This is a genomic window from Rhodopseudomonas sp. AAP120, from assembly GCF_001295845.1.
Taxonomy (GTDB): domain Bacteria; phylum Pseudomonadota; class Alphaproteobacteria; order Rhizobiales; family Xanthobacteraceae; genus Rhodopseudomonas.
In genome coordinates this window covers 13,936-40,021 of sequence record NZ_LJIC01000073.1, presented here as the reverse complement: position 1 = coordinate 40,021, position 26,086 = coordinate 13,936, and the positions used below count along the sequence as shown (strand labels likewise).

At 65.4% G+C, this 26,086-nt stretch carries 24 protein-coding genes; 19 read left to right on the top strand and 5 right to left on the bottom strand.

Annotated elements, in window-relative coordinates; all coding sequences use genetic code 11:
* Positions 1 to 283: 283 nt before the first annotated feature.
* Positions 284 to 1,840, top strand: coding sequence for a L,D-transpeptidase (locus tag IP86_RS12960; protein ID WP_283804779.1), 1,557 nt, complete (start codon positions 284 to 286; stop codon positions 1,838 to 1,840).
* Between the two features lie 13 nt (positions 1,841 to 1,853).
* Here the strand turns inward: IP86_RS12960 and IP86_RS12955 are convergent, their stop codons facing one another.
* Together IP86_RS12955 and queF are read right to left on the bottom strand one after the other, a co-directional pair.
* On the bottom strand, positions 1,854 to 2,261 hold the full coding sequence (locus IP86_RS12955; protein ID WP_349509531.1) for a hypothetical protein: 408 nt from the start codon (positions 2,259 to 2,261) through the stop codon (positions 1,854 to 1,856).
* Positions 2,262 to 2,327: 66 nt separating this feature from the next.
* Complete coding sequence (queF, locus tag IP86_RS12950) at positions 2,328 to 2,804, bottom strand: preQ(1) synthase (RefSeq protein ID WP_054162945.1); 477 nt, start codon at positions 2,802 to 2,804, stop codon at positions 2,328 to 2,330.
* Between the two features lie 168 nt (positions 2,805 to 2,972).
* Here queF and eno point away from each other — a divergent pair, with 168 nt between their 5' ends.
* The 3 genes from eno (at position 2,973) to IP86_RS12935 (ending at position 6,457) form a co-directional block, all read left to right on the top strand.
* Positions 2,973 to 4,256, top strand: coding sequence for a phosphopyruvate hydratase (eno, locus tag IP86_RS12945; protein WP_054162944.1), 1,284 nt, complete (start codon positions 2,973 to 2,975; stop codon positions 4,254 to 4,256).
* A 176-nt stretch (positions 4,257 to 4,432) separates the two neighbouring features.
* On the top strand, positions 4,433 to 5,569 hold the full coding sequence (locus IP86_RS12940) for a zinc-binding dehydrogenase (protein WP_054162943.1): 1,137 nt from the start codon (positions 4,433 to 4,435) through the stop codon (positions 5,567 to 5,569).
* 84 nt (positions 5,570 to 5,653) lie between these two features.
* Complete coding sequence (locus IP86_RS12935) at positions 5,654 to 6,457, top strand: hypothetical protein (RefSeq protein ID WP_054162942.1); 804 nt, start codon at positions 5,654 to 5,656, stop codon at positions 6,455 to 6,457.
* A gap of 105 nt (positions 6,458 to 6,562) precedes the next feature.
* On the opposite strand, the gene IP86_RS12930 is transcribed toward IP86_RS12935, so the two are convergent.
* Positions 6,563 to 7,177 carry a LysE family translocator gene (locus IP86_RS12930; RefSeq protein ID WP_082363986.1) on the bottom strand — a complete coding sequence of 205 codons (615 nt, stop codon included), beginning with the start codon at positions 7,175 to 7,177 and terminating at the stop codon, positions 6,563 to 6,565.
* Between the two features lie 101 nt (positions 7,178 to 7,278).
* Here IP86_RS12930 and IP86_RS12925 point away from each other — a divergent pair, with 101 nt between their 5' ends.
* The 10 genes from IP86_RS12925 to IP86_RS12880 all read left to right on the top strand — a co-directional run bounded on the left by IP86_RS12925 (position 7,279) and on the right by IP86_RS12880 (position 17,178).
* Positions 7,279 to 8,424, top strand: a complete 1,146-nt coding sequence (locus IP86_RS12925; RefSeq protein ID WP_054162941.1) for a CaiB/BaiF CoA transferase family protein — start codon at positions 7,279 to 7,281, stop codon at positions 8,422 to 8,424.
* A 114-nt stretch (positions 8,425 to 8,538) separates the two neighbouring features.
* Positions 8,539 to 9,096, top strand: a complete 558-nt coding sequence (locus IP86_RS12920) for an NADPH-dependent FMN reductase (RefSeq protein ID WP_054162940.1) — start codon at positions 8,539 to 8,541, stop codon at positions 9,094 to 9,096.
* A 115-nt stretch (positions 9,097 to 9,211) separates the two neighbouring features.
* Positions 9,212 to 9,529, top strand: a complete 318-nt coding sequence (locus tag IP86_RS12915; protein WP_054162939.1) for an FtsB family cell division protein — start codon at positions 9,212 to 9,214, stop codon at positions 9,527 to 9,529.
* Positions 9,530 to 9,680: 151 nt separating this feature from the next.
* Complete coding sequence (gene pdhA / locus IP86_RS12910) at positions 9,681 to 10,715, top strand: pyruvate dehydrogenase (acetyl-transferring) E1 component subunit alpha (RefSeq protein WP_054162938.1); 1,035 nt, start codon at positions 9,681 to 9,683, stop codon at positions 10,713 to 10,715.
* A gap of 83 nt (positions 10,716 to 10,798) precedes the next feature.
* On the top strand, positions 10,799 to 12,208 hold the full coding sequence (locus IP86_RS12905; protein WP_054162937.1) for a pyruvate dehydrogenase complex E1 component subunit beta: 1,410 nt from the start codon (positions 10,799 to 10,801) through the stop codon (positions 12,206 to 12,208).
* Between the two features lie 7 nt (positions 12,209 to 12,215).
* Positions 12,216 to 12,512, top strand: a complete 297-nt coding sequence (locus IP86_RS12900; RefSeq protein WP_054162936.1) for a DUF5076 domain-containing protein — start codon at positions 12,216 to 12,218, stop codon at positions 12,510 to 12,512.
* 9 nt (positions 12,513 to 12,521) lie between these two features.
* Positions 12,522 to 13,904, top strand: a complete 1,383-nt coding sequence (locus IP86_RS12895; protein ID WP_054162935.1) for a pyruvate dehydrogenase complex dihydrolipoamide acetyltransferase — start codon at positions 12,522 to 12,524, stop codon at positions 13,902 to 13,904.
* Between the two features lie 14 nt (positions 13,905 to 13,918).
* Positions 13,919 to 15,340 (top strand): dihydrolipoyl dehydrogenase, encoded by a 1,422-nt coding sequence (gene lpdA, locus IP86_RS12890; RefSeq protein WP_054162934.1) that lies wholly within the window; start codon positions 13,919 to 13,921, stop codon positions 15,338 to 15,340.
* Between the two features lie 313 nt (positions 15,341 to 15,653).
* Entirely contained in the window at positions 15,654 to 16,370 is a 717-nt protein-coding gene (locus IP86_RS12885; RefSeq protein ID WP_245290611.1) for a dihydroxy-acid dehydratase domain-containing protein, read from the top strand.
* Complete coding sequence (locus IP86_RS12880; protein ID WP_054162932.1) at positions 16,357 to 17,178, top strand: tetratricopeptide repeat protein; 822 nt, start codon at positions 16,357 to 16,359, stop codon at positions 17,176 to 17,178. The genes IP86_RS12885 and IP86_RS12880 overlap by 14 nt, the downstream gene beginning before the upstream one ends.
* Positions 17,179 to 17,400: 222 nt before the next feature.
* On the opposite strand, the gene xth is transcribed toward IP86_RS12880, so the two are convergent.
* Complete coding sequence (xth, locus tag IP86_RS12875) at positions 17,401 to 18,192, bottom strand: exodeoxyribonuclease III (protein ID WP_054162931.1); 792 nt, start codon at positions 18,190 to 18,192, stop codon at positions 17,401 to 17,403.
* Between the two features lie 142 nt (positions 18,193 to 18,334).
* Between xth and IP86_RS12870 the strand changes: the two genes are divergently transcribed.
* The 4 genes from IP86_RS12870 to IP86_RS12855 all read left to right on the top strand — a co-directional run bounded on the left by IP86_RS12870 (position 18,335) and on the right by IP86_RS12855 (position 24,280).
* Positions 18,335 to 19,465, top strand: a complete 1,131-nt coding sequence (locus IP86_RS12870; RefSeq protein ID WP_054162930.1) for an efflux RND transporter periplasmic adaptor subunit — start codon at positions 18,335 to 18,337, stop codon at positions 19,463 to 19,465.
* 1 nt (position 19,466) lies between these two features.
* Positions 19,467 to 22,595, top strand: a complete 3,129-nt coding sequence (locus IP86_RS12865; protein WP_054162929.1) for an efflux RND transporter permease subunit — start codon at positions 19,467 to 19,469, stop codon at positions 22,593 to 22,595.
* Positions 22,596 to 22,854: 259 nt separating this feature from the next.
* Entirely contained in the window at positions 22,855 to 23,163 is a 309-nt protein-coding gene (locus IP86_RS12860; protein WP_245290610.1) for a helix-turn-helix domain-containing protein, read from the top strand.
* Positions 23,164 to 23,317: 154 nt separating this feature from the next.
* Positions 23,318 to 24,280, top strand: coding sequence for a hypothetical protein (locus tag IP86_RS12855; RefSeq protein ID WP_054162998.1), 963 nt, complete (start codon positions 23,318 to 23,320; stop codon positions 24,278 to 24,280).
* A 105-nt stretch (positions 24,281 to 24,385) separates the two neighbouring features.
* On the opposite strand, the gene erpA is transcribed toward IP86_RS12855, so the two are convergent.
* Entirely contained in the window at positions 24,386 to 24,718 is a 333-nt protein-coding gene (erpA, locus tag IP86_RS12850) for an iron-sulfur cluster insertion protein ErpA (RefSeq protein WP_054162927.1), read from the bottom strand.
* Positions 24,719 to 24,827: 109 nt separating this feature from the next.
* On the opposite strand from erpA, the gene IP86_RS12845 reads away from it, so the two are divergent.
* Positions 24,828 to 26,042: a deoxyguanosinetriphosphate triphosphohydrolase gene (locus IP86_RS12845; protein WP_156332487.1), complete on the top strand. Its 1,215-nt coding sequence runs from the start codon at positions 24,828 to 24,830 to the stop codon at positions 26,040 to 26,042.
* Positions 26,043 to 26,086 lie beyond the last annotated feature (44 nt).

Genomic DNA, 26,086 nt, shown 5'->3' with positions numbered 1-26,086 from the left:
TGAAGGCCAGCAAACGTCTTGGTGCGCGAAGGGTTCCTGTAAATCCAGGCGCGGAACGTCGCAGCGGGTGGGGTGGGGCTTGTATCGCCTTCACGCATCCGAAAGACAGATGTGGTTAGTACGCCAACAACGGTCGCTGCCGCTCACACGATCCTCGTGAACAAACGAAGTGGCTGTCGGCGAAGCAAGGATTGCGACTACAATCGGCAGGCCGATGCCGAATCGGAACGTGATGTCGCCTGGCGTGCAAGCGAGGCACCCTTTGCAATCGAGGTCGGATTTGCTGAAGAGATCGAACAAGGGGCAGGGCGCCCGCGCGCGAACGCGGATCATCGCCGCCGCGATGGCCGCCGGCGCGATCGCGACGCTGGCGGGGACGGGTGCAGCCGATGCTGCCAAACGTGGGCGGTCGGCCGCTCCGGTCGAAGCCGTTGCACCGCGCGAAGCCGGCGAGCCGATCATGGCGATCGTTTCGATCAAATCGCAGCAGGTGACGTTCTACGACGCCGACGGGTGGATCTTCCGCGCCCCGGTCTCGACCGGCACCAGCGGACGCGAAACTCCGGCCGGAATCTTCGCGATCGTCGAGAAGGACAAGGATCATCACTCGACGATGTACGACGACGCGTGGATGCCTCACATGCAGCGCATCACCTGGAACGGCATCGCCTTGCACGGCGGGCCGCTGCCCGGCTATGCGGCCTCGCACGGCTGCGTGCGGATGCCGTTCGGCTTCGCCGACAAGCTGTTCGACAAGACCCGGATCGGCATGCGGGTGATCATTTCGCCCGGCGATGCGGCGCCGGTGGAGATCTCCCATCCGGCTCTGCTCCAGCCGAAGCCGGAGGCGCTCGCAGCGGCGCCCGGGCGCGTTGAGGCGCTGGCCCGCGAGGCCGAGGAGGCCGCCGTTGCGGCGGCGGAGGCCAAGAAGGCGGCTGCCGCGGCCGCCCGTGAGCTGCCGCCTCTCAAGGCAACCTTGGCCAGGCTCACCAAGCAGAAGGCGCGGGCCGATGCCGAGCTGAAACGCGCCGACCGTCTGCTCGCCGGTGCGAAGACGGACGAGGCGAGGGCGCGAAGCGAGGAGATGCAGCAGAAGGCGGCGCAGCAGGCCGGCGAGGCTACCGCCCAGCTCGACACCGCCAAGGCCGACGCCGAGTCGAAGCGAGCGGTTGCCGAAGCCACCAAGGACGCCGCCAAAGCGGCGCTCGCCAAGAAGGCCGAGACGGAGCGGCTTGCGACCGACGCCAAGCTCGCACTCGAGCCGGTGTCGATCTATATCAGCCGGGATACCCAGAAGCTCTATGTTCGCCGCAACACCCACAAGCCGGCACCGGACGGCGGCGGCGAAGTGTTCGACACCTCCATCGAAGTTCCGGTGACGATCCGCGATCGGGAACGTCCGATCGGCACCCACGTGTTCACCGCGATGACGCGCAGCGGAGACCGCTTGCGCTGGAGTGCGGTCAGCATCGACGGCACCGAGACTGCGAGCGAAGCACTCGATCGCATCACCATTCCGCAGGATGTGCTGGATCGGATCGGACCGACCGCTCTCCCACGCAGCTCCATCGTTATTTCCGACGAACCGCTGAGCGCCGAAACCAACTATCGCACCGAATTCGTGGCGGTGCTCAGCCATCAGCCGCAGGGCGGCTTCATCACCCGCAAGCCGACCCAGGATGTGCTGGTTGCGGATCGCGACGACGGCATGGACGACGGCGGCTTCGCTTCGTTCTTCTTCGGGCGCGATCCTGAGCCGCAGCCGCGAAACCCGCGCCAGCGCGGCGGCCGCAATTCTTACCCGCAGCCGCAGCCGTTTCCCGGCTGGCAGAGTTGGTAGCTGCCGCGGCTGATCAACCGGGGCGTTGCTGCGCGGATGCTGCAGCAGCGTCCGGCAACGGCCACAGCGCGAAGCTCGCAATGCGATTGATGTCGGCAAGGCGGCGGTCGGCGTCGCCGTTCAGATCCAGCGTCGACAGCAATTGCGCCAGACGGTGATGGACATCGCTGGCGAGCTCGACGGGGACCGGCGCTTCGTCGAACGCCTCGATGTATCCCTGGACGAGATGCGCTAGCACCCGGCAAAGGCCGCGCTGCCGTGGTTGCTCCTCGGCGAGCCGCGCGAGCTTGTCTTGAAAGGATTTGAAGGTATGCAAGCCGTGGTGCTGGTGCGCGACCCACGCGTATAAATCGTTCATGTCAGCCTCTTCGGACGATAGAAGAAGCTGCGACTTATTACCCGGTGCCGCGTCGCGACGCAATCCCCAAGCCGCGCCCTAAAGCCGCGAGGCCATTCAGGCGCACGGCGGATCGCTTTTCCGCGTGGGCTAACCGCGCCCGCGATACGGCTGCACGCCCTGATCGGGCACCCAGACGCCTTTCGGCAGTCTGCCGGTTTGCCAGAACACGTCGATCGGCATGCCGCCGCGCGGATACCAGTAGCCGCCGATGCGGAGCCATTTCGGCTTGATCGCGGCGACGATGCGCTTGCCGACCGACACGGTGCAGTCCTCGTGAAAGCCGCCATGGTTGCGGAAGCTGGCGAGGTAGAGCTTCAGCGCCTTGGATTCGACCAGCCAGGCCCCGGGCACGTAGTCGATCACCAGATGGGCGAAATCCGGCTGGCCCGTCACCGGGCACAGCGAGGTGAATTCGGGGGCGGTGAACCGGACCAGATAGTCGGTGCCAGCCTGCGGGTTCGGGACGCGGTCGAGCTGGGCCGTCTCCGGGCTGGTCGGCCATTCGACGGCGCGGCCGAGCTGCAGCCCGGCGGGCTTCGAGGTCTTGCGGGGGGTCTTGGACATGGGAGCTCCGTTCACGCGACCTCTAAAGCATTTTCCGGCGCGGGGGAATTGTACCGCGACGGTGGCTTCGCCGTTCGTCGGGAGCGCCCCGGCGGCCTTTTCCGCGCCGGTCCCATGCTGTAGAAGCGGCGCCAAATCCCCTCCCTCCCAACCTCCCAAGAGGCATCCATGACTGCCATCGTCGACATCATCGGCCGTGAAATTCTCGACAGCCGCGGCAATCCGACCGTCGAGGTCGACGTCGTGCTGGAAGACGGTTCGGTCGGCCGCGCCGCGGTGCCGTCGGGCGCCTCCACCGGCGCCCACGAGGCGGTCGAGCTGCGTGACGGCGACAAGGCCCGCTATCTCGGCAAGGGCGTCCTCAAGGCGGTCGAAGCCGTCAATGGCGAGCTGTTCGATGCGCTCGGCGGCATGGACGCCGAAGCCCAGGTGCAGATCGATCAGACCATGATCGAACTCGACGGCACCCCGAACAAGGGCCGGCTCGGCGCCAACGCCATCCTCGGCGTGTCGCTCGCCGTCGCCAAGGCCGCGGCGTCGTCCTACGACCTGCCGCTGTATCGCTATGTCGGCGGCACCTCGGCCCGCACGCTGCCGGTGCCGATGATGAACATCATCAATGGCGGCGCGCACGCCGACAATCCGATCGACTTCCAGGAATTCATGATCATGCCGGTCGGCGCGCCGAGCTTCTCGGAAGCGCTGCGCTATGGTTCAGAAATCTTCCACACCCTGAAGGGCGAGCTGAAGAAGGCCGGCCACAACACCAATGTCGGCGACGAAGGCGGCTTCGCGCCGAACCTGCCGTCGGCCGACGCCGCGCTCGACTTCGTGCTGTCGGCGATTGGCAAGGCCGGCTTCAAGGCCGGCGAAGACGTCATGATCGCGCTCGATCCGGCGTCGACCGAGTTCTTCAAGAACGGCAAGTACGTCTATGAAGCCGAAGGCCGCAGCCTCGGCCCGCAGGAGCAGGCCAAGTACCTCGCCGATCTGGTGTCGCGCTATCCGATCGTGTCGATCGAAGACGGCATGGCCGAGGACGATATGGAAGGCTGGAAGGCGATCACTGATCTGATCGGCGACAAGTGCCAGCTGGTCGGCGACGACCTGTTCGTCACCAACGTGTCGCGCCTCGCCGACGGCATCAAGGCCGGCCGCGCCAATTCGATCCTGATCAAGGTCAATCAGATCGGCACGCTGACCGAGACGCTCGCCGCCGTCGAGATGGCCCACAAAGCCGGCTACACCGCGGTGATGTCGCATCGCTCCGGCGAGACGGAAGACTCTACGATCGCGGACCTCGCCGTGGCGACCAATTGCGGGCAGATCAAGACCGGCTCTCTGGCACGCGCCGATCGCACCGCGAAGTACAACCAGCTGCTGCGCATCGAGCAGGAACTGGGCTCGAGCGCGTACTTCCCTGGCAAGGCGGCGCTGAAGGCGTTTCGCTAAGATACTCGCCGTCATTGCGAGGAGGCGCAGCCGACGAAGCAATCCAGCTCAGTGCACAAAGCTGGATTGCGTCGTCGCTTTGCTCCTCGCAATGACGCGGGTGTTATCATCGTGGCCTTGAACCCCGCGCGCGGCTGCATCATGGTGCAGCCGCAATAACGCGCAGGGAGAGAGACGTGACCGAGGCCATCACCGGACTGCAACTGCGCTCGCTGATCAAGGCGAGCGGCGACCTCGAAGTCTCGCTGGTCCCGGTGTCCATCTCGGAGCCAGGTCCCGACGAGGTGGTGGTCCGGGTCGAAGCCACCCCGATCAATCCCTCCGATCTCGGCCTGCTGTTCGGCGCCGCCGATATGTCGACCGCGAAAGCGTCCGGCACCGCCGATGCGCCGGTGATCACCGCCAAGGTGCCCGAAGCCGCGATGAAGGCGATGGCGGGCCGGCTGGACGAGTCGATGCCGGTCGGCAACGAGGGCGCCGGCACGGTGATCAAGGCCGGCAGTTCGGATGCCGCCCAGGCGCTGCTCGGCAAGACCGTGGCGATGATCGGCGGCGCGATGTACGCGCAGTATCGCACGATGAAAGCCGCCGACTGCCTGAAGCTGGCCGACGGCACGACCGCGGCCGAAGGCGCGTCCTGCTTCGTCAATCCGCTGACCGCGCTCGGCATGACCGAGACGATGAAGCGGGAAGGCCACAAAGCGCTGGTGCACACCGCGGCCGCGTCGAACCTCGGCCAGATGCTCAACCGCATCTGCCTCAAGGACGGCATTGATCTGGTCAACATCGTGCGCAGCGAAGCGCAGGCCAAGCTGCTGCGCGACATCGGCGCCAAGTACGTCGTCGACTCGACGTCGCCGAACTTCATGGCCGAACTCACCGACGCGCTGGCGACCACCGGCGCGACCATCGCGTTCGACGCGATCGGCGGCGGCAAGCTCGCCGGCCAGATCCTGAGCTGCATGGAAGCGGCGATCGCCAAGACGTCGAAGGGGCCTTACAGCCGTTACGGCTCCAACGTGCTGAAGCAGGTGTACATCTACGGCGGCCTCGATACCCGGCCGACCGAAATCGTGCGCAACTTCGGCATGATCTGGGCGGTCGGCGGCTGGCTGCTGTTTCCGTTCCTGCAGAAGATCGGCGCCGCCGACGCGGCCAAGCTGCGCGAGCGGGTCGCCGCCGAGATCAAGACCACCTTCGCCAGCCACTACACCCGCACCGTGTCGCTGAAGGAGGCGCTGACGCTCGACGCCATTGCGGTCTACAACAAGCGCGCCACCGGCGAGAAATTCCTGATCGACCCGACCAAATAAACGCCGCGATCGGATGTAAATCTTGCTGGCTGAGGTTGAGAATGCGAGCTATTCTCAACCATCGCGTCAAAGCAGGATAGACTCATGGATCAGATGGCTGAACGGCGTCCGTCGGAGCTGACGGAGGCGACCTCGGCATTGATCAATCACGTTGTCGCCGCGATCGAGCAGGCCGCGGTGGTGATGGAGCCGTTCTACCATCTCGAATTCGTCGGGATCTTTCCCGCCATGGTGTACGCGGCGATGCTCGCGGCTCTGCCGCGGAACACCGACTATCGGCCGATGCACGGCCGCAGCAAGGGCAACGATCTCGCCGACGGCACCCATACCCGGGTGAAGATCGATCTGTTCCCCGAATACATCCGGCATCTGCCGCCCGAGCAGCGCTCGATCTGGCGGCTGGTCGGCGATGCGCTGTGCTCGGAGCCGGTCAAGAACGCGTTCCGGCGCAAGCTGGCTCCGGCGCTGGAGCGGCGCTTCGGCACGGGCGCGCAGGATGTCGGGATGTTTCCGATTCCGATCCTGACCGGTGACGTGCCCGGCTACAAGATCACGCCGCACACCGACACGCATTGGAAGGGCATCACCGTGCAGCTGTACCTGCCGCGCGACGAAGCCCACACCGACATCGGGACCATCTTCCACGACGTCAAGCCGGACGGCTCGATGCCGAAGGCGCGGCAGATGAAGTTCGCGCCGAATTCCGGCTATGCCTTCGCGGTCGACAAACACACCTGGCACTCGGCCGACACCGTGCCCGCGGGCGTCGACACCCGCGACAGCATCCTGCTGACGTACTTCGTCGATCAGGGCGTCCTCAAAGTTCTGCGCAATCGCGGCAAGCGCGTCGGCAATTTCCTGCTCAACGAAATCCGCGCGCGGACCTGACCTCACAGCGTCATTGCGAGAAGCGCAAGCGACGAAGCAATCCAGGCGCGGTGCACCGGGCCCATGGATTGCTTCGCTCCGCTCGCAATGACGGCTTGACTTGAGTCAGCGCTCCGCCGTCGCCAGCTTTGCGCTGAGCGCAACAAACGCCGCTGCAAAACTACGGCGCATCCAGGTCAGCACGCGCGGCCTGGTGATGACGTGGTCGCGCAGCCAGGCGGCGAACAGGCCGTAGATCACGAATACCACGAACGTCATCAGCATGAAGATCGCACTGAGTTCGACCATGCGGCCGAGCGGGTGCGGATCGTTCGTCGCCACGAACTGCGGCAGGAAGGCGAGGAAGAAGATCGACAGCTTCGGATTGAGGATGTTGATCAGCACGCCGGTCACCGTCATCTGCAGCGCCGACGGCGCGCCGACGTCCGTGTCGACGCTGAGCGGCCCACGTTCGCCCAGCGTTTTCCAGGCCATGTACAGCAGATAGGCGACGCCGAGATATTTGAAGGTCTGGAACGCCACCGCGCTGGTGTGGAGCAGGGCGGCGAGGCCCAGGATCGCCGCCGCCATGTGCGGGACGATGCCGATGGTCGAGCCGAACGCGGCGACGACGCTGGCCTTGGAGCCGCGCGATAGTCCGGCCGCCAAGGTGTAGAGCACACCGGTGCCCGGCGAGGCGACCACGATCAACGAGGTCACGAGGAATTCCGGGCTGATCATGGCAGGGTCCTACTGTTGCGACGGGCTTGCAATTTCAGTCGAGGCACGGAAACAGTGCCACGGCAATTGTGACGGTTCGACCTTATAATGTGGAGACGCAAATGGCGGGGCCTCTGGCCGGGATCAAGGTGATCGAGATCGCTCAGGCGATCGCCGGGCCGATGGCCGGCATGATCCTCGGCGACATGGGCGCCGACGTGATCAAGGTCGAGAAGCACGACGGCGGCGACGACGCCCGGCATTGGGGCCCGCCCTTCGTCGACGGCGACTCGCTGTTCTTCCACGGCTTCAACCGCAACAAGCGATCGGTGACGCTCGACATCAAGAGCCCGGACGACGTCGCGCGGCTCAAGGAACTGGTGAAGGACGCCGACATCCTGATCCAGAACCTGCGGTCCGGCGTGGTCGCGTCCTGCGGCATCGGCCCGGATGTGATGTGCGCGATCAATCCGCGGCTGATCTATTGTTCGGTGTGGGCGTTCGGCAAGACCGGGCCGCTGAGCAAGGAGCCAGGCTTCGATCCGCTGCTGCAGGCCTATGGCGGGGTGATGTCGCTGACCGGCCGCCCGGACGATCCGCCGGCGTTCTGCGCGCCGGCGATCAACGACTGCGCCACCGCGCAATGGTGCGTGATCGGCGCGCTGGCGGCGCTGCAGCAGCGCGCCACCACCGGCAAAGGCTGCGTGATCGACACCTCGCTGTTCGACAGCGCGATCTCTTGGGTCGGTACCCAGCTCAACGGCTATCTGTTCTCGGGAGAGGCGCCGCCTCGCCACGGCACCGCCAGCGCCACGCTGGCGCCATACCAGGTATTCGAGACCGCCGACCGGCCGATCGTGATCGCCGCCGGCAACGACCGGCTGTTCGCCAAATGCGCCGAGGTGCTCGGCCATCCGGAGTGGAGCACGGATGCGCGGTTCGCCCGGGTGCGCGACCGGGCGGCCCATCGGCACGAGCTGGTCGGGCTTATGCAGCCGGTGATGGCTTCGCGGTCGTCGGCGGAGTGGCTCAGTGCGCTGAAGCGCGCCGGCGTGCCCGTGAGTCCGGTCAACGATATCCCGGAGCTGGCAGCGACCGAGCAGTTCGCCGCGGCCGATATGATCCGCACCATGCCGGACACTGGTCTGAAGGTCGCCGGCCTGCCGATCATATTCGACGGCGAACGTCCGCATCCGATGCTAAATACGCCGAAGCTCGGCGCGCACAACGACGAGGTGCTCGGCAAGCCTGCCGACGCGGCGGAGTAGGGATCACAACTTCGTCAGTGCGGCGCGGCGGGGCGATGTTGTCGTGCCCGCGCTGCCCACTCGCGCTAGGGTTCCGACCCGTCCGGACCTTCCTTTACAATCAGGATAGACCCTATGCCCAATCCGTATCGCGTGGCCGTCGTCATCGGCAGCTTGCGCAAGAACGGCTTCTCGCTGCGCCTCGGCGAGGCGCTGCAAAAGCTCGCTCCCGCGACGCTCAAGCTCGACATCGTCACGCTGCACGGCCTGTCGTTCTACAATCAGGATCTCGAAGCGCAGGCGCCGGCCGACTGGACGGCCTTCCGTGACAGCATCAAGAGCGCCGACGCGGTGTTGTTCGTGACACCGGAATACAACCGGTCGATTCCGGGCGTGCTGAAGAACGCGATCGACGTCGGCTCGCGCCCCTACGGTCAGAGCGCCTTCGACAAGAAGCCGGCCGGCGTGGTGTCGAATTCGCCCGGTGCGATCGGTGCGTTCGGCGCCAACCATCACCTGCGGCAGTGCCTGACCTTCCTCAACATGCCGGTGCTGCAGCAGCCGGAAGCCTATGTCGGCGGCATCGGCGACGCCTTCAACGACCAGGGCGATCTGGTGAAGGATTCGACGCGCGAATTCCTGCAGAAGTACATCGATGCCTTCGCCGCCTGGGTGGCGCAGCAATACAAATAGTCCCGGACGGCGCGAGCTTCCGTGAGCGCGCGCCGATCGGTTCACGGTATATCGGATATGCCGCAGACGACGCGCCGTTAGCGCCGCATTAACCGCGCCGGGGCATGGTTGAGCCATGGTTACCCGCAGTCGCCTCAAATCCATTCTGGTCGGTATCGCGCTGTATGCGATCGCCTCGGCAGCGATCGCGTATTTCGGCATGAACGCCTATACGGGACGCTACGGGCTCACGGCGCAGCAGGAGCTTGATCAGGAAATCATCGCGCTGACGTCCGAACTCGTGCGGCTCCGCGCGGAGCGAGCCGAGGGTGAGAAGCGCGTGGCGCTGCTCCGCTCGGATCGACTCGATCCCGACATGCTCGACGAACGCGTGCGCTATCAGCTCGACTTCGCGCATCCCGCGGATCTGGTTCGGATGAACCCGCCCCGCTGAGTCTCATATTCCAAAAACCAAGATAAACGATCGCGAAAATTTCGCGTCGTTGCACTGCGGCACAAGGATTTGCGTGCTGCGGCACGCGGCTCCTTTCACAGCGGAATAAGTTACGGTAGAGAGGCTGATCTACTCTCTCATCGGAAACGCCATGGCCGCACCAAAGAAGAGCGCCGCGAAAGAGACGGGGCAGGACGTATCGTCCGCGCCGAGCAAACCGCGGGTCCCGGACTTCTCCAAGGAACAGGAGCTGCACGCCTTCCGCGACATGCTGCTGATCCGCCGCTTCGAAGAGAAAGCCGGCCAGCTCTACGGCATGGGTGCGATCGGCGGCTTCTGCCATCTTTATATCGGCCAGGAGGCGGTCGTTGTCGGCATGCAGATGGCGCTGCGCGAAGGTGATCAGGTGATCACCGGCTATCGCGACCACGGCCACATGCTCGCCTGCGAGATGGACCCGAAGGGCGTGATGGCGGAGCTGACCGGACGGCGCGGCGGCTACTCCAAGGGCAAGGGTGGCTCCATGCACATGTTCAGCATGGAGAAGCATTTCTACGGAGGCCACGGCATCGTCGGCGCGCAGGTCTCGCTCGGCACCGGCATCGCCTTCGCAAACCGCTACCGCGACAACGGCAATGTCTGCCTCGCATACTTCGGCGACGGCGCGTCCAATCAGGGCCAGGTGTACGAGAGCTTCAACATGGCGGAGCTGTGGAAGCTCCCCGTGGTCTACGTCATCGAGAACAACCGCTACGCGATGGGCACGTCGGTGACGCGCTCGTCGGCGCAGACCGACTTCTCCAAGCGCGGCGTGTCGTTCAACATTCCGGGCGAACAGGTCGACGGCATGGACGTTCGCGCCGTCAAGGCTGCGGGCGACAAGGCGGTGGCGCATTGCCGCGCCGGCAACGGCCCCTACATCCTCGAGATGCAGACCTATCGCTATCGCGGCCACTCGATGTCCGACCCGGCGAAGTACCGGACCCGCGAGGAGGTCGACAAGATCCGTAACGATCAGGATCCGATCGAGCAGGTGCGCCAGCGCCTGCTGGCGCTCGACATGACCGAAGACGACCTCAAGAAGATCGACGCCGAGGTTCGCAAGATCGTCAACGAGTCGGCCGACTTCGCACAGAACGATCCCGAACCCGATCCGTCCGAACTCTACACCGATGTGTATCGCTGACCTTCGCGCCGGCGCTCGCACGCCGGCCATGCTCTCCTGCCGCCTTGCGGCGATCCCGCGCACGATCTGACTGCGGAGCCCCGATGCCTATTCAAATTCTGATGCCCGCGCTGTCGCCGACCATGGAGAAGGGCAACCTCTCGAAATGGCTCAAGAAGGAAGGCGACCAGGTCAAGAGCGGCGACGTGATCGCGGAGATCGAGACCGACAAGGCGACGATGGAAGTCGAAGCCGCCGATGAAGGCACGCTCGGCAAGATCCTGATCCCCGAAGGCACCAACGACGTCGCGGTCAACACCCCGATCGCCACCATCCTCGGTGACGGTGAAAGCGCCGGTGACGCCGACAAGGCCGCCGATCCTGCGGCGCAGAACAAGGCGGCGCAATCGGCGCCGCCGTCGTCCGAGCCGGAGGCGGCTCAGGCGAAATCCGCGGCCGCGCCCGCGCAGCACGCATCGGCAGCGCCGACCGTATCGGCCGCGGCCGATCCTGACATTCCCGCCGGCACCGAGATGGTGACGCAGACCATCCGCGAAGCGCTACGCGACGCGATGGCCGAGGAGATGCGCCGCGACGCCGACGTGTTCGTGATGGGCGAAGAGGTCGCCGAGTATCAGGGCGCCTACAAGGTCACGCAGGGCCTGTTGCAGGAATTCGGTGATCGCCGCGTCATCGACACGCCGATCACCGAGCACGGCTTCGCCGGCGTCGGCGTCGGCGCCGCGATCGCCGGGCTGAAGCCGATCGTCGAATTCATGACGTTCAACTTCGCCATGCAGGCGATCGACCAGATCATCAACTCCGCGGCGAAGACGCTGTACATGTCCGGCGGCCAGCTCGGCTGCTCGATCGTGTTCCGCGGCCCGAACGGCGCGGCGTCGCGCGTCGCCGCGCAGCACAGCCAGGACTACTCGGCCTGGTATTCGCAGATCCCCGGCCTCAAGGTCGTGGCGCCATATTCGGCCGCCGATGCCAAGGGCCTGCTCAAGGCCGCGATCCGCGATCCCAACCCGGTGATCTTCCTCGAACACGAGATGCTGTACGGGCAGCACGGCGAAGTGCCGAAGCTCGACGACTATGTGATCCCGATCGGCAAGGCCCGCGTGGTGCGCGAGGGCTCGCAGGTCACGCTGATCGCGTGGTCGCACGGCATGACCTACGCGCTGAAGGCGGCCGAGGAATTGGCCGGCGAGGGGATCGACGCGGAAGTGATCGATCTGCGCACGCTGCGTCCGCTCGACACCGAGACGATTATCGCCTCGGTCAAGAAGACCGGCCGCGCGGTGACGGTCGAGGAGGGCTGGCAGCAGAACGGCGTCGGTGCCGAACTTGCCGCGCGGATCATGGAGCATGCCTTCGACTACCTGGACGCGCCGGTGACGCGCGTTTCCGGCAAGGACGTGCCGATGCCCTACGCCGCCAATCTCGAAAAGCTGGCGCTGCCGAGCGTTGCCGAAGTCGTCGAGGCGGCCAAGGCCGTCTGTTATCGGTAGCGCGACCATGGCTGGCCCCAAGCAACAGCCGCTGCCGCCCGACGTCGAGGGCCGCGAGGACGCCACCGAGGTGCTGCGCGCCTTCGTGCTCGACGGCGGATTGTCGATCGCGTTCATGCGCGCGTTCGAGGAGCCCGAGATGTGGGGGCTGCTGCTGGTCGATATCGCCCGTCACGCCGCGCGCGCTTATTCGCGCGAGAGCAACTACACCGAGGACGAAGCGCTGGAGCGCATCGTCGAGATGTTCGAGTCCGAGATCGCGCGCCCGTCCGACATGGGCAGCGCGACCGAACGGCCGCAATAAGGTTTCGCCATGCCGATCAACATTCTGATGCCCGCTTTGTCGCCGACCATGGAGAAGGGCAACCTTGCGAAGTGGCTGAAGAAGGAGGGCGACAAGGTCAAGAGCGGCGACGTCATCGCCGAGATCGAGACCGACAAGGCGACGATGGAAGTCGAAGCGGTCGATGAAGGCACCATCGCCAAGATCCTGGTGCCCGAGGGCACCCAGGACGTCCCGGTCAACGACGTGATCGCGGTGCTCGCCGGCGACGGCGAGGACGTCAAGGCCGCCGGGGCGACGCAGGCCAAGCCTGACTCGACCAAGACAGAGGCCAAGGCGGAAAGCACCAAACCCGAAGCGCCGAAGACGGATACGCCAAAGCCCGAGGCGCCGACCAAGGCCGAATCTGCTGCGCCTGCATCGCGGCCGTCCGAGCGCTCCAATTCGGCTCCGCCCGCCGCTCCTGCGCTGGCCGCGCAGAACGGCGCCCGCGTGTTCTCGTCGCCGCTGGCGCGGCGGCTCGCCAAGGACGCCGGCATCGAGCTGTCCCGGATCAGCGGCACCGGCCCGCACGGCCGCGTCGTCGCCCGCGACGTCGAGCAGGCGAAAGCCGGCGGAAGCTTGAAGGCGGCTGCGCCGGCGTCCGGCACAGCGCCCGCAATCGCGCCGTCGATGTCGGACCAGCAGATCCGCGCGTTCTTCAAGGACGGCAGCTACGAGGAAGTGCCGCACGACAGCATGCGCAAAATTATCGCGCAGCGCCTCGTCCAGGCCAAGCAGACCATCCCGCATTTCTACCTGACGATGGACTGCAACCTCGACAAGCTGATGGCGGCGCGCGAAGAGATCAACGCCCAGGCGCCGAAGGACAAGGACGGCAAGCCGGCCTACAAGCTGTCGGTCAACGACTTCGTCATCAAGGCGCTGGCGATGGCGCTGCAGCGCGTGCCGGACGCCAACGTCACCTGGACCGAAGGCGCGATGCTGAAGCATCAGGGCTCCGACGTCGGCGTCGCGGTGTCGATCCCCGGCGGCCTTATCACCCCGGTGGTGCGCGACGCGCATCTGAAGTCGGTGTCGACGATCTCGCGCGAGATGAAGGATTTCGCCGCGCGCGCCCGCAATCGGCGGCTGAAGCCTGAAGAGTATCAGGGCGGTTCGACCGCGGTGTCCAATCTCGGCATGTACGGCATCAAGGACTTTGCCGCGGTGATCAACCCGCCGCATGCGACGATCCTGGCGGTCGGGGCCGGCGAGCAGCGTCCTGTGGTCAAGGCCGGCAAGATCGAGATCGCGACGGTGATGAGCGTGACGCTGTCCACCGATCACCGCGCCGTCGACGGCGCGCTCGGCTCCGAACTGCTCGGCGCCTTCAAGGCGCTGATCGAAAATCCAGTGATGATGATCGTCTAGTTTCCAAGGCTGCCATGTCCGATACCTCCTTCGACGTCATCATCATCGGCTCCGGCCCCGGCGGCTATGTCGCGGCGATCCGGGCGGCGCAGCTCGGGTTCAAGACCGCGATCGTCGAGAAGACGCATCTCGGCGGCATCTGCCTGAACTGGGGCTGCATCCCGACCAAGGCGCTGCTGCGCTCGGCCGAGATCTATCACTACATGCAGCACGCCAAGGACTACGGGCTGTCGGCCGATAACATCAGCTACGACCCGAAGGCGGTGGTGCAGCGCTCGCGCGGGGTGTCCAAGCGCCTCAACGACGGCGTCGGCTTCCTGATGAAGAAGAACAAGGTCTCCGTGATCTGGGGCCAGGCGACCATCGATGCGCCCGGCAAGATCACCGTCACGGGCTCGAAGACCGAGGCGCCGAAGGGCACGATCGGACCGGGCAGCTATCAGGCCAAGCACATCATCATCGCAACCGGCGCCCGGCCGCGGGCGCTGCCGGGGCTCGAGCCGGACAAGAAGCTGATCTGGACCTATTTCGAGGCGATGGTGCCGGAGAAGATGCCGAAGTCGCTGCTGGTGGTCGGCTCCGGTGCGATCGGCATCGAATTCGCGTCGTTCTTCCACACGATGGGCTCGAAGGTCACCGTGGTCGAGGTGCTGCCGCAGATCCTGCCGGTCGAGGACGCCGAGATCGCCACGCTCGCCCGCAAGCGGTTCGAGAAGCAGGGCATCCGGATTCTGTCCGGCACCAAGGTCACCAAGCTCGACAAGAAGGCCGACAGCGTCGTCGCCACCATCGATGCGGGTGACGGCAAGCCGTTCACCGAGGAGTTCGAGCGGGTGATTTCGGCAGTCGGCGTCGTCGGCAATATCGAAAATCTCGGGCTGGAGAAGCTCGGAGTGAAGATCGAGCGCGGCACCATCGTCACCGACGGCCTCGGTAAGACCAACGTGCCGGGCATCTACGCGATCGGCGACATCGCCGGTCCGCCGATGCTAGCCCACAAGGCCGAGCATGAGGGCGTGATCTGCGTCGAGGCGATCAAGGGCCTGCATCCGCATCCGCTCGACAAGAGCCTGATCCCAGGCTGCACCTACTGCAACCCGCAGATCGCCTCGGTGGGCCTCACAGAGACCAAGGCGAAGGAGCAGGGCCGCGACATCCGGGTTGGCCGCTTCCCGTTCACCGCCAACGGCAAGGCGATCGCGCTCGGCGAGGACCAGGGTTTGGTCAAGGTGATCTTCGACAAGAAGACCGGCCAGCTGATCGGCGCCCACATGATCGGCGCAGAAGTCACCGAGCTGATCCAGGGCTATGTGGTGGCGATGAACCTCGAGACCACCGAGGAAGAGCTGATGCACACCGTCTTCCCGCATCCGACGCTGTCGGAGATGATGAAGGAAGCCGTGCTCGACGCCTACGGCAAGGTGCTCAACGCCTGACGCGCCCACCGTCCCGGGCTTTCTCCTGACAGTTAGTGGACCGATTAGTGGTGGCCGCCGCGCAACGTTTGTTGCGGCGGCGCAACAGTTCCGGATGATTTAACCGTCTTTGACGGTGCCTCTTGCGCGCGCCGCTTTTTAGCCACACCGGTCAATGAGACCATCGTCCCAAGACAGGCTCATGAAGGCGTGAGCTCAGGTCGATGGTTGTCGGTGTGGACGTCGGTCGAGAACGGCCGGGATGCGGGTCAGGATGGGCGCGAGGACCAATAGCAAGTCGGAGCTCCGCAGGCGGCAAGCACCCGAATGGACGGTGCGTGCCGAACTCGGCTGCGAGCTCGCCCTCGCTGCTGTCGAACGACCTCGTCATGCTGCGTCGCAGCGTCTACGTGCTCAACACCCTCGTATCAGCGTCGAGGAAATTGCCACCGCTGCAGTCTTCAAAAAGACACCATGTATCGCGGATTTGCAGCCGGCCGGCCGCGATGTCGCCAAAGACATAGAAGATGTTGGCAGCATACCGCTCCTGATGAAGACCCAGCTCGATCATGACTTCTTTCACGGCGACCGCCTGACCAGCACTGGCCGGACGATCCTCGAAGACCTGAAGTTCATGACGTGGACTCCGCATCAAGAGCTGGTGCGGCAGACGCAGCGTTCGGTCCTTGCGGCCGGCGACGTCGGGCTGAAGGGAAATCTCGCGCCAGAAGGTGCGATTGTGAAGGTCGCGGGAATGTCGAACCTGCTGTCGTCCGGGCCCGCCCGCTGCTTGGAGCGCGATTACGCCGCGTGCCCGAGCGCGCAGGACGATTCGATCGCCCCGCGGGAGGGCGACCCTGCGCCCGGCGCAGCCGATGACACGAATTTGACCGACGCCCTCGCGCCGCGCCCGTCCGAATGGACCGCTGGCGCGACAGATCAGACGTCGGATGCGCTTTCGGAATATGCCCAGCAGGTCGGCCCCGCCTTCGTCGGCGCCATGACCCGTCCGGGCGGGGCGGTCGAGAAGCATTGCTATGCGGATGTTTAAGCGTACAGTTTGTGTCGCGTGGGTGATGGGCGCTACGGCAGCCCTGGCGCCGGCGTTCGCCTTCGAGGGCACCCCGGTGAACCCCGAGAACACCGCGATCCCGGTCGCCTCGTCGCAGCCGGGCACCGCGCCGGCGCTGAAGAAGGCGATCCCCGCCGAAACTACCACGACCTCGCTCACCGCCCTGCAATACGCTGCGGAAGGCGGACACCCGATCGCCCAGTGGCGGCTCGGGCGGATGTACGCCGACGGCAACGGCGTCGTGCAGGACGACCTGCGCGCCTTCGACTATTTCAGCAAGATCGCCAACGCCCATGCCGAGGACAGCCCGTCCGCGCCGCAGGCGGCGATCGTCGCCAACGCCTTCGTGGCGCTCGGCCGCTATTATCTCGACGGCATCCCGAACTCGAAGATCAAGCGCGATCCGGAGCGGGCGCGGGAGATGTTCTCCTACGCCGCCTCGTATTTCGGCAATGCCGACGCGCAGTACGATCTGGCGCGGCTTTATATCGAAGGCATCGGCATGCCGCGCGACTTCCGCTACGGCGCGCGCTGGCTTGGCCTCGCCGCTCAGAAGGGCCAGCACCAGGCTCAGGCGATGCTCGGGCAGCTGTTGTTCAACGGCGAGAAGCTGCCGCGCCAAGCCGCCCGCGGGCTGATGTGGCTGACGCTGGCTCGCGACAGCGCCGCGCCGGAAGAGACCTGGATCAAGGACAGCTACAACCGCGCCTTCGCCAAGGCCTCCGACGACGACCGCGCCATGGCGCTGCAGATGCTCGAGCACTGGGTGCAGGGGCGGCGGGACTGAGGTCTTACTTCTTCAAAGTTTGAGGCCAGGTCTGTGTCCCGGACAAGGTGCAGCGCGAAGCGCTGCGCCGCAGATCCGGGACCCCGGTTGCGGCCCAACTAACCGGGGCCCCGGATCTGCAGCGCACCACGCCGCAAGAGCGGCGCGCTGCGCAGCGTCCGGGGCACGAATGGCGCTAGCGCTGCGTGCCCGAAGGACGGTCGCTGTTTTTCTGGGGCTGCCTCACGCCGTCTCCAGATCGAAATCCGCCCAGACCGGGACGTGGTCGGACGGCTTCTCCCAGTTCCGCACGTAGCTGTCGATGCCGACGCCGCGGAGGCGGTCGGCCGCCTGCGGCGACAGCAGCAAATGGTCGATGCGGATGCCCCAGTTCTTTTGCCAGGCGCCGGCCTGATAGTCCCAGAAGGTGTATTGGCCGGGCGCGTCCGTGGTGGCGCGCAGCGCGTCGGTGAGACCGAGACCGAGCAGGGCCTGGAAGCTCTCGCGGGTCTCTGGCCGGAACAGCGCATCGTCGACCCATGCGGCGGGATTGTGCACGTCTTCGGGCTGCGGGATGACGTTGAAGTCACCGGCCAGGATCAGCGGCTCCTCGGTCTTCATCCGCTCCTTCGAATACTGAAGAAGTCGCGACATCCAGCTCAGCTTATAAGGATATTTCTCACTGCCGACCGGGTTGCCGTTGGGCAGATACAGGCACGCGACCCGCACCACGCCGCGCTTCAGCGAGATCACACCCTCGAGGAATCGGGCGTGGACGTCGCTCTCATCCCCGGCGAGCCGCGGGGTGGCTTCTTCGAGCGGGTGCTTCGACAGCAGCGCGACGCCGTTGAAGGTCTTCTGGCCGTGGGTGACGACATTGTAGCCCAGCGCCTCGATCGGCTCGCGCGGGAACGCCTCGTCGACGCACTTGATCTCCTGCAGGCAGACCACGTCCGGCTGGCAGTCCTGTAGCCAAGTCAGCAGGTGGTCCAGCCGCTGCCGGACCGAGTTCACGTTCCAGGTCGCAATCCGCATCAGGGTTACCCGTGGCAATATATCCGGCGGCTGCCATACCATGCCCCTTGGTGCTGTGATAAGCCTTTGTAAAATCGAGCGCTAACATCGGAGGGCGGGGACGGGCGATGCGTGGCCCCGCGACAGGCTGACACGGAGTGTCATGACGAAGCGTCGCTGGATCATCATCGCCATCGTGCTCGCCGCAGGCGGTTTGGCTGCCTACGAACTGCGGCCGTACTGGACCGACAAGCAAGTTGCCGCCAAAGCCGCGCCGCGGGCCCGCGTGGTGTCGATCGATGCCGTCAAGGCGGTGCGCAAGCCGATCCCGGTCGATGTCGACGCGATCGGCATGGTGACGCCGATCTCCAGCGTGGCGCTGAAGTCGCGGCTCGAGACCACCATCGTCAGCGTCCATTTCGAGGATGGCGCCAAGGTCAACGAAGGCGACCTGCTGTTCACGCTCGATGCGCGGCAGATCGACGCCCAAATCGAACAGGCTGAAGGCAATCTGGCCCGCGACCGCGCGCAGCTCGCCGGTGCGGAGCGTGACTTGCGGCGTTTCAGCGACCTGATCGGCAAGGGCGCCACCACCCAGGTCAATCTCGATAATGCGAAAACGCAGGCCGATATTCTCGCCGGCACCATCAAGGGCGCGGAGTCGGCACTCGCAAATCTGCGGGTTCAGAAGAGCTATACGCTGATCCATGCGCCGTTTGCCGGCCGTATCAGCGCCGCCAACGTCAAGATCGGCAACTTCGTGCGCCCGGCCGACACCGCGCCGCTCGCCACCATCAACCAGATGGCGCCGGTCTATGTCAGCTTCGCGGTGCCGCAGCGCGTCCTTGCCGATCTCCGCGACGCGATGGCGGCCGGCACCACCGCCGTGACCGCGACCATTCCCGGCAGCGGGCGTTCCGAGCAGGGCAAGGTGGCGATGGTGGAGAACACCGTCGACGCCGCCACCGGCATGGTGATGGTCCGGGGCATCATGGACAACGGCAACGAGACGTTGTGGCCGGGCACGCTGGTCAACACCAAGCTGACGATCCGCACCGAGGAGGCCGTCGCCGTTCCGACCGTCGCGGTCCAGCGCAGCCAGAGCGGCAACTTCGTCTTCGTGATCAAAGACGGCGCAGCGCATGTGCAGTCCGTCAAGGTCAGCCGCACCCACCAGGGCGAGACCGTGATCGCCGAAGGACTTGCCGGCGGCGAGGAGGTGGTGACCGACGGCCAGTTGCTGCTGTCCGAAGGCACCAAGGTCGAGCCGCGCAGCCGCAAGGCCGGAGCCTGACATGACCCTCTCCGAGCTGTGCATTCGCCGGCCGGTGATGACGACGCTGATCACCGCGTCGCTGATCGTGTTCGGCCTGTTCGGCTATCGGTTGCTGCCGGTCTCGGCGCTGCCGAAGGTCGACTTTCCGACCATCGCGGTGACGGCGACGCTGCCGGGCGCCAGCGCCGACACCATGGCGGCATCGGTCGCCGGCATCATCGAGCGCCAGCTTTCGACCATCGCCGGAATCTCGTCGATGTCGTCGAACTCGGCGCAAGGCACGACGGTGATCACCATCCAGTTCGATCTCGGCCGCAATATCGACGCGGCCGCGCTGGACGTACAGACGGCGCTGACCATCGCGCAGCGGCGGCTGCCGATCGAAATGACGACGCCGCCGAGCTTCCGCAAGGTGAACCCCGCGGAGTTTCCGGTGCTGTTCGTGGCGCTGAGCTCGGCGACGCTGCCGCTGTCGGCCGTCAACGAATACGGCGACATCACCATCGGCCAGGCGCTGTCGCAGATCCCCGGCGTCGCCCAGGTGGTGATCTACGGGCCTCAGAAATTCGCCGTGCGGGTGCAGGCCGATCCTGAAGCCGCAGCGGCACGCGGGCTGTCGCTCGAGGACATCCGCGCCGCGGTCGCACGCGCCAATTCGTCGACGCCGGTCGGCACCATGAGCGGTCCGAAGCAGGACTTCGTGCTGCAGGCCTCCGGCCAGATGGACAAGGCCGCCGACTATCGCCAGATCGTCGTGGCGTGGCGCAACGGCTCGCCGGTCAAGCTCGACGAAGTCGCGCGGATCTACGACAGCGTCGAGAACGACCGGCTCGCCACCTGGCTGAACGACGATCGCGCCATCGTGCTGGCGATCCAGAAGCAGCCCGACGCCAATACGGTGGCGGTTGTCGATCTGGTGCGCGAGCGGCTGCCGTCGCTGCGGGCGCAGATCCCGCCGTCAGTCGAGATGACGGTGACGATGGACCGCTCGGTCTCGGTGCGGCAGGCGGTGTTCGACGTCCAGGAGACGCTGGCGATCGCCGTGGTGCTGGTCGTGCTGGTGATCTTCCTGTTCCTGCGCAAGGCGTCGGCGACCTTCATCCCGGCGCTGGCGGTGCCGATCTCGCTGCTCGGCACCTTTGCCGTGATGTACATGCTCGACTTCTCGATCAACAACATGACGCTGCTGGCGCTGACGCTGTCGGTCGGCTTCGTGGTCGACGACGCCATCGTCATGCTCGAGAACATCATGCGGCACATCGAGGACGGCATGCGGCCGTTCGAGGCGGCGCTGAAGGGCGCGCGTGAGATCGGCTTCACCATCATCTCGATCACGCTGTCGCTAATCGCGGTGTTCATCCCGGTGCTGCTGATGGGCGGCATCGTCGGCCGGGTGTTCCGCGAATTCGCGGTGACGATCTCGATTGCCATCCTGGTGTCGGGCTTCGTGTCGCTGACGCTGACGCCGATGCTGTGCGCGCGGATGCTCAAGGCGCACGATCCAAACAAGCGCGAAAACATAGTGCTGCGCGCCTTCGAGGCGATGTTCGCCGGCTGGCTGCGCGGCTACGAATGGGCGCTCGACCGCGTGCTCGCGCACAAGTTCCTGATGCTGCTGGTGACCTTCGCGACGCTCGGCGGCACGATCTATCTGTACATGGTGGTGCCGAAGGGCTTCTTTCCGCAGGAGGACACCGGCTTCCTGATAGGCGTCACCGAGGCGGCGACCGATACCTCGTTCGAAGCGATGAAGGAGCGGCAGCTCGCGCTAGTGCAGATCCTGCGCGAAGATCCGGCGGTCGACTACATCAACAGCACGGTCGGCGCCGGCGGCCCGAATCCGACTGCGAACTACGGCCGATTGTTCGTCGGCCTGAAGCCGGTCAAGGAGCGCGATCCCGCCCCGAAGGTGATCACGCGCCTGCGCCAGCAGGCCGCGCAGGTCCCGGGCATCCAGGCATTCTTCCAGAGCATCCAGAACCTGAATGTCGGCGGCCGCATCTCGAAGAGCCAGTATCAGTACGTGATGCAAGGCAGCGACACCGAGGCGCTTTATCGGCTAGCGCCCGAGATGCGCGACAAGATCGCGAAGCTGCCGGGTCTGCTCGACGTCACTACCGACCTCTATATCCGCAATCCGCAGATGACGGTCGAAGTCGACCGCGAGAAGGCCGCCGTCTACGGCATCACCGTCGATCAGGTCCGCAACCAGCTTTATAACGCCTACGGCTCGCGGCAGATCGGCACGATTTATACGCCGACCAACGATTACCAGATCATCCTCGAGGTACAGCCGCAATTCCGCGTCGATCCGAACGATTTGTCGAAGCTGTATCTGAAGACGGCCAACAACCAGACGATCCCGATCGAAGCCGTGGCGCGGACGGTGCCGAGCATCGGCGCGCTGCAGATCAACCACCAGGGCCAGCAGCCCGCGGTGACGATCTCGTTCAATCTCGCCGAAGGCCGCTCGCTCGGCGAGGCGGTCGATCGCATCACTCAGATCGAGCGCGACTCAAATCTGCCGGCGACGATCTTCACCGGCTTCTCCGGCACCGCGCAGGTGTTCCAGGAAAGCCTGCGCGGGCAGGGCGTGCTGATCCTCGCCGCGGTGTTCGCCGCCTTCGTGATCCTCGGCATTCTCTACGAGAGCTTCATCCATCCGATCACGATCATCTCCGGCCTGCCGTCGGCCGGCATCGGCGCGATCCTGACGCTGATGCTGTTCAAGATGGAGCTGTCGGTGATCGCGATGATCGGCATCGTCATGCTGGTCGGCATCGTCAAGAAGAACGCCATCATGATGGTCGATTTCGCGCTGGAGCGGCGCCGCGTCGGGCTGTCGGCCGAACACGCGATCCGCGAGGCGGCGCTGCTGCGCTTCCGGCCGATCATGATGACGACGTTATCGGCGATCTTCGGCACCCTGCCGATCGCGCTCGGTGCCGGCGCCGGCGCCGAACTGCGTCAGCCCCTCGGCGTCGCCGTGGTCGGCGGCCTGCTGCTGTCGCAGCTGCTGACGCTGTTCATCACCCCGGTGATTTACATCTATCTCGACAAGATCGACCGCCGATTGAAGCGCCGGCTCGAACCGCAGCTCGAAGACGTCCGTGAGGATGTGCGCCCGCACGCCACGGCCGCCGAGTAACCGGCAGCGCCACGAGACCGCCGCCGGCCGGTTTGACCGAAGGGCGGGTGTAGGCTTTCCTCCCAGATCGTGGGGCACCCTTCGCAGTGCGTGCGTCAGTGCGCGAACCCTGACGCCTTGTCCCTCGTAACCTCACGGGGTCCAGTTTTACTCCAGAAGACGTAGATGCGCGTTAAAGTTGTGGTGAGGGAGCTGGCTTCGAGGCGTCGGAATGTCCAGCCGCGGCGACAGGATGGTTCAGGCGATGCGGTTGAGGGGCATGACCAAACAGCATGCTTTGGCATTTGCGATCGGCGTCAACGAGAGCACGGTCACGCGGTGGAAGAATGATGGGCCGATGTCGGTGGAGCATGCGGTTATGCTTTGCACGGCTCTCGATATCTCGCTCGATTGGTTTCTGACTGGCGCAGGCCCGATCGACGCGCCTCGGCCGCAGGTCGCGCCACCGTGTTCGGAGTCCGGATTCCTGGCAAGCATGCGTCAGGCCGACACGGCGTTGAGCGAGCAGTCCAAACTCCTGCTCGCCGCCTTCATCCAATCCATTGTGACGAAGCAGCAGGGGTTGTGACGCGGCTTGCGCTGCCCGCAAGGGCCGCGCCTGGGGCCTTGCATGAGGTGCAATCATAAGCGATCGCTCGGGACGACATGCACGTATAGGTTGTGATGGCTGGTCGATTCACGCCAGCGGGTAATCTGGCCGGGTGACCCGGCAGGAGGTCAAAATGCCGACGACCATCACGATCAACGTCACCAACAACAGCACCACGATCCAGAACTTCTTCTTCTTCCAGCAGCCGGCCGCATATTCCGGTGGCCAGCAGGTCTACACCAACAGCCTGTACAGCCAGGCGTTGCTGCCCTACAGCACGTCGGGCGCGGTTCTCACCTTCACGATGATCCTGCAGTACTACGCGGGCGTTCAGCAGCAGGTCCAGCCGCCTCAGATCGGCCAGCCGTCCGGCCAGCTCGCCGCGATTCAGGCGATCAACCTGACGTCGGCGGCCGGTGGACCGCAGACCAACAACACCACCAACATGACCGTGTCGCCCTCGCTGGGTCTGTCGGTTCCGACCTATACGGCGGGCCCGCAGGCGGGATCGTTCCGGATCGTCACGCCGACTTTCAACCCCGTGCTGACCAACTACAACGCCGGCTCTGCTGTGCAAGCGCTGTCCGGCGCCATCACCCTGTCGAACTTCGTGACGGCTCAGCCGAACAACAATCTCGACTGTCAGCCGATCATCAAGTTCTACGTGCAGACCGGCACCTACACGGCGGGCACGGTGATGAATTTCACCAGTTCGTCGATCAACGCCGCGCTGTGCGACGCGACCCCGGGCTTCACCACTTTCAACGTGACCTACAACGTCGACGGGACCTGGACGGTGCGGAACATGGCGGTGAGCTCGCTGGCGGACGGCACGCTCGGTCTGGTCGAGCGCTCCGTCACTCCGAGCGGCCTGCTGGCGACGATCGCCCCCAACGCGGTGGTGAAGAACGAAGCCGGCACCGGCGTGATCTCGACCGGTAATGCCGTCAACTTTGATCTGCCGACGACGATCACCAACCTCAACAATCCGGGCGGCCTGACTGTGTTCAAGGAATATCAGGTCGGTCCGACCAACGGCCCGTTCAAGGGAACGATGTGTACCAATCTCGCGGGGACCACGGGCACGTTCTCGTAAGCCGCCGCCGGGTTGGTAAGCCGAGCGGCTCCTGATCCGTTCGGTAGCAGAAGCAGCCGGGAGATCTTGCATGCCGAGCTCTCCCGGCGACCGCGTTCGCCGAGATCAGATCGAGAAGCTGGTGCCGCAGCCGCAGGACGCGGTCGCGTTGGGATTGTTGACGCGAAACGACGCGCCGATCAGGTCGTCGACGAAATCGACCTCGGAGCCTGCCAGAAACGGCACAGAGGCGGAATCGACCAGCACTACCGCTCCGTCGCGCGCGATCACCAGGTCATCGTCGGTCTTGGCGCGGTCGACGTCGAACTTGTATTGAAAACCCGAACAGCCGCCGCCCTCGACGCTGATCCGCAGCATCGCGCCGTCGCCTTCGCCCCTGAGGATTTCGCCGATCCGGCGCGCCGCGCGCTCGCTGATGGTGACGCTGGTGTCGGTCATCTGTCGCTCCATAATCCCGGATAGGGATTGTGCCGTCATTGGATTTCCATGCAAGCCATAGTTAAGTGCACCGCAACGCAGAATCAAACGGGTCAAGGATAGCTTCAGCGTGTCGGTCGGGATGGCAGCTCCTCGCGCAGCCTATGGCTGCGATCCGGACCGCAGCCGCGGCCGGCAATTCGGCGAGCCGCCGAGCAGCAATCGCAGCGCGTTCCGGCGCGACTGCGATCGGGTGATTCACTCCAACGCGTTCCGCCGGCTCAAGCACAAGACCCAGGTGTTCGTCTTCCACGAGGGCGATCACTACCGCACACGGCTGACCCACAGTCTGGAGGTCGCCCAGATCGCCCGGGCGATCGCCCGCCAGCTCGGGCTCGACGAGGACCTCACCGAGACGTTGGCGTTGGCGCACGACCTCGGCCATCCGCCGTTCGGCCATGCCGGCGAGCGGGCGCTGGATGCCTGCCTGCGCGATCACGGCGGCTTCGACCACAATGCCCAGACGCTGCGGGTGCTGACCGCGCTGGAGCATCGCTATCCGGAGTTCGACGGGCTCAATCTGACCTGGGAGACGCTGGAGGGCGTGGTCAAGCACAATGGCCCGCTGACTGACCGTGCCGGCACGCCGCTGCCGCGCTACGCCGAGCACGGCGTGCCGCTCGGAATCGCCGAATTCAACCAGCGCTTCGACTTACAGCTTTGGAGCTTCGCCTCGCTCGAAGCGCAGGTCGCGGCCATCGCCGACGACATCGCCTACGACGCCCACGATATCGACGACGGCCTGCGGGCCGGGCTGTTCCGGGTCGACGATCTGCGCGCCGTGCCACTGACGGCGGCGATCATTGCGGACATCGATCGTCAGTATCCGGTTCTAGCCGAGAGCCGGCGGGGCGCGGAGCTTGTGCGGGAACTGATCTCGCGGCTGATCCGCGGCGTCACGGCCGAGACGGTGCGACGGCTGACGGCTGCGGCGCCGCGATCACCGGAGGAGGTGCGCCATGCGACGACGGCGATGGTCGCCTTCCCGGCGGACCTCGCGACGGCGGAGGCCGCGATCAAGGCCTTCCTTTGGACCCACATGTACCGGGCAGACCGGGTGATGGCGGTCATGCGGGATGCCGAGGCGATCGTTGCGGACCTTTTCCAGCGGTACTGCGACCATCCCGCCGATCTGCCGCCCGACTGGCTGCCGGCCGATGGCCCGGTGGCCGAGTGCGAGGCGGACCGCTTTCGCCGGATCCGCAACTTCATCGCCGGTATGACCGACCGCTACGCCTTGAACGAGCACCAGCGGCTCTTTGACTCGACCCCGGAATTGCGTTAGGCGGCGCCGGACCGGCCGAATGGCCGCCTTTCCAATCCCATTGC

Excerpts from the sequence above, each read along its gene's own strand:
- IP86_RS12895 (WP_054162935.1), top strand. The coding sequence starts at position 12,522 with ATGCCGATCAACATTCTGATGCCCGCTTTGTCGCCGACCATGGAGAAG.
- IP86_RS12900 (WP_054162936.1), top strand. The coding sequence starts at position 12,216 with ATGGCTGGCCCCAAGCAACAGCCGCTGCCGCCCGACGTCGAGGGCCGC.
- IP86_RS12865 (WP_054162929.1), top strand. The coding sequence starts at position 19,467 with ATGACCCTCTCCGAGCTGTGCATTCGCCGGCCGGTGATGACGACGCTG.
- IP86_RS12935 (WP_054162942.1), top strand. The coding sequence starts at position 5,654 with ATGGATCAGATGGCTGAACGGCGTCCGTCGGAGCTGACGGAGGCGACC.
- IP86_RS12915 (WP_054162939.1), top strand. The coding sequence starts at position 9,212 with ATGGTTACCCGCAGTCGCCTCAAATCCATTCTGGTCGGTATCGCGCTG.
- IP86_RS12880 (WP_054162932.1), top strand. The coding sequence starts at position 16,357 with ATGCGGATGTTTAAGCGTACAGTTTGTGTCGCGTGGGTGATGGGCGCT.
- xth (WP_054162931.1), bottom strand. The coding sequence starts at position 18,192 with ATGCGGATTGCGACCTGGAACGTGAACTCGGTCCGGCAGCGGCTGGAC.
- queF (WP_054162945.1), bottom strand. The coding sequence starts at position 2,804 with ATGTCCAAGACCCCCCGCAAGACCTCGAAGCCCGCCGGGCTGCAGCTC.
- IP86_RS12905 (WP_054162937.1), top strand. The coding sequence starts at position 10,799 with ATGCCTATTCAAATTCTGATGCCCGCGCTGTCGCCGACCATGGAGAAG.
- IP86_RS12860 (WP_245290610.1), top strand. The coding sequence starts at position 22,855 with ATGACCAAACAGCATGCTTTGGCATTTGCGATCGGCGTCAACGAGAGC.
- IP86_RS12920 (WP_054162940.1), top strand. The coding sequence starts at position 8,539 with ATGCCCAATCCGTATCGCGTGGCCGTCGTCATCGGCAGCTTGCGCAAG.
- IP86_RS12930 (WP_082363986.1), bottom strand. The coding sequence starts at position 7,177 with ATGATCAGCCCGGAATTCCTCGTGACCTCGTTGATCGTGGTCGCCTCG.
- IP86_RS12870 (WP_054162930.1), top strand. The coding sequence starts at position 18,335 with ATGACGAAGCGTCGCTGGATCATCATCGCCATCGTGCTCGCCGCAGGC.
- eno (WP_054162944.1), top strand. The coding sequence starts at position 2,973 with ATGACTGCCATCGTCGACATCATCGGCCGTGAAATTCTCGACAGCCGC.
- erpA (WP_054162927.1), bottom strand. The coding sequence starts at position 24,718 with ATGACCGACACCAGCGTCACCATCAGCGAGCGCGCGGCGCGCCGGATC.
- IP86_RS12855 (WP_054162998.1), top strand. The coding sequence starts at position 23,318 with ATGCCGACGACCATCACGATCAACGTCACCAACAACAGCACCACGATC.
- pdhA (WP_054162938.1), top strand. The coding sequence starts at position 9,681 with ATGGCCGCACCAAAGAAGAGCGCCGCGAAAGAGACGGGGCAGGACGTA.
- IP86_RS12925 (WP_054162941.1), top strand. The coding sequence starts at position 7,279 with ATGGCGGGGCCTCTGGCCGGGATCAAGGTGATCGAGATCGCTCAGGCG.
- lpdA (WP_054162934.1), top strand. The coding sequence starts at position 13,919 with ATGTCCGATACCTCCTTCGACGTCATCATCATCGGCTCCGGCCCCGGC.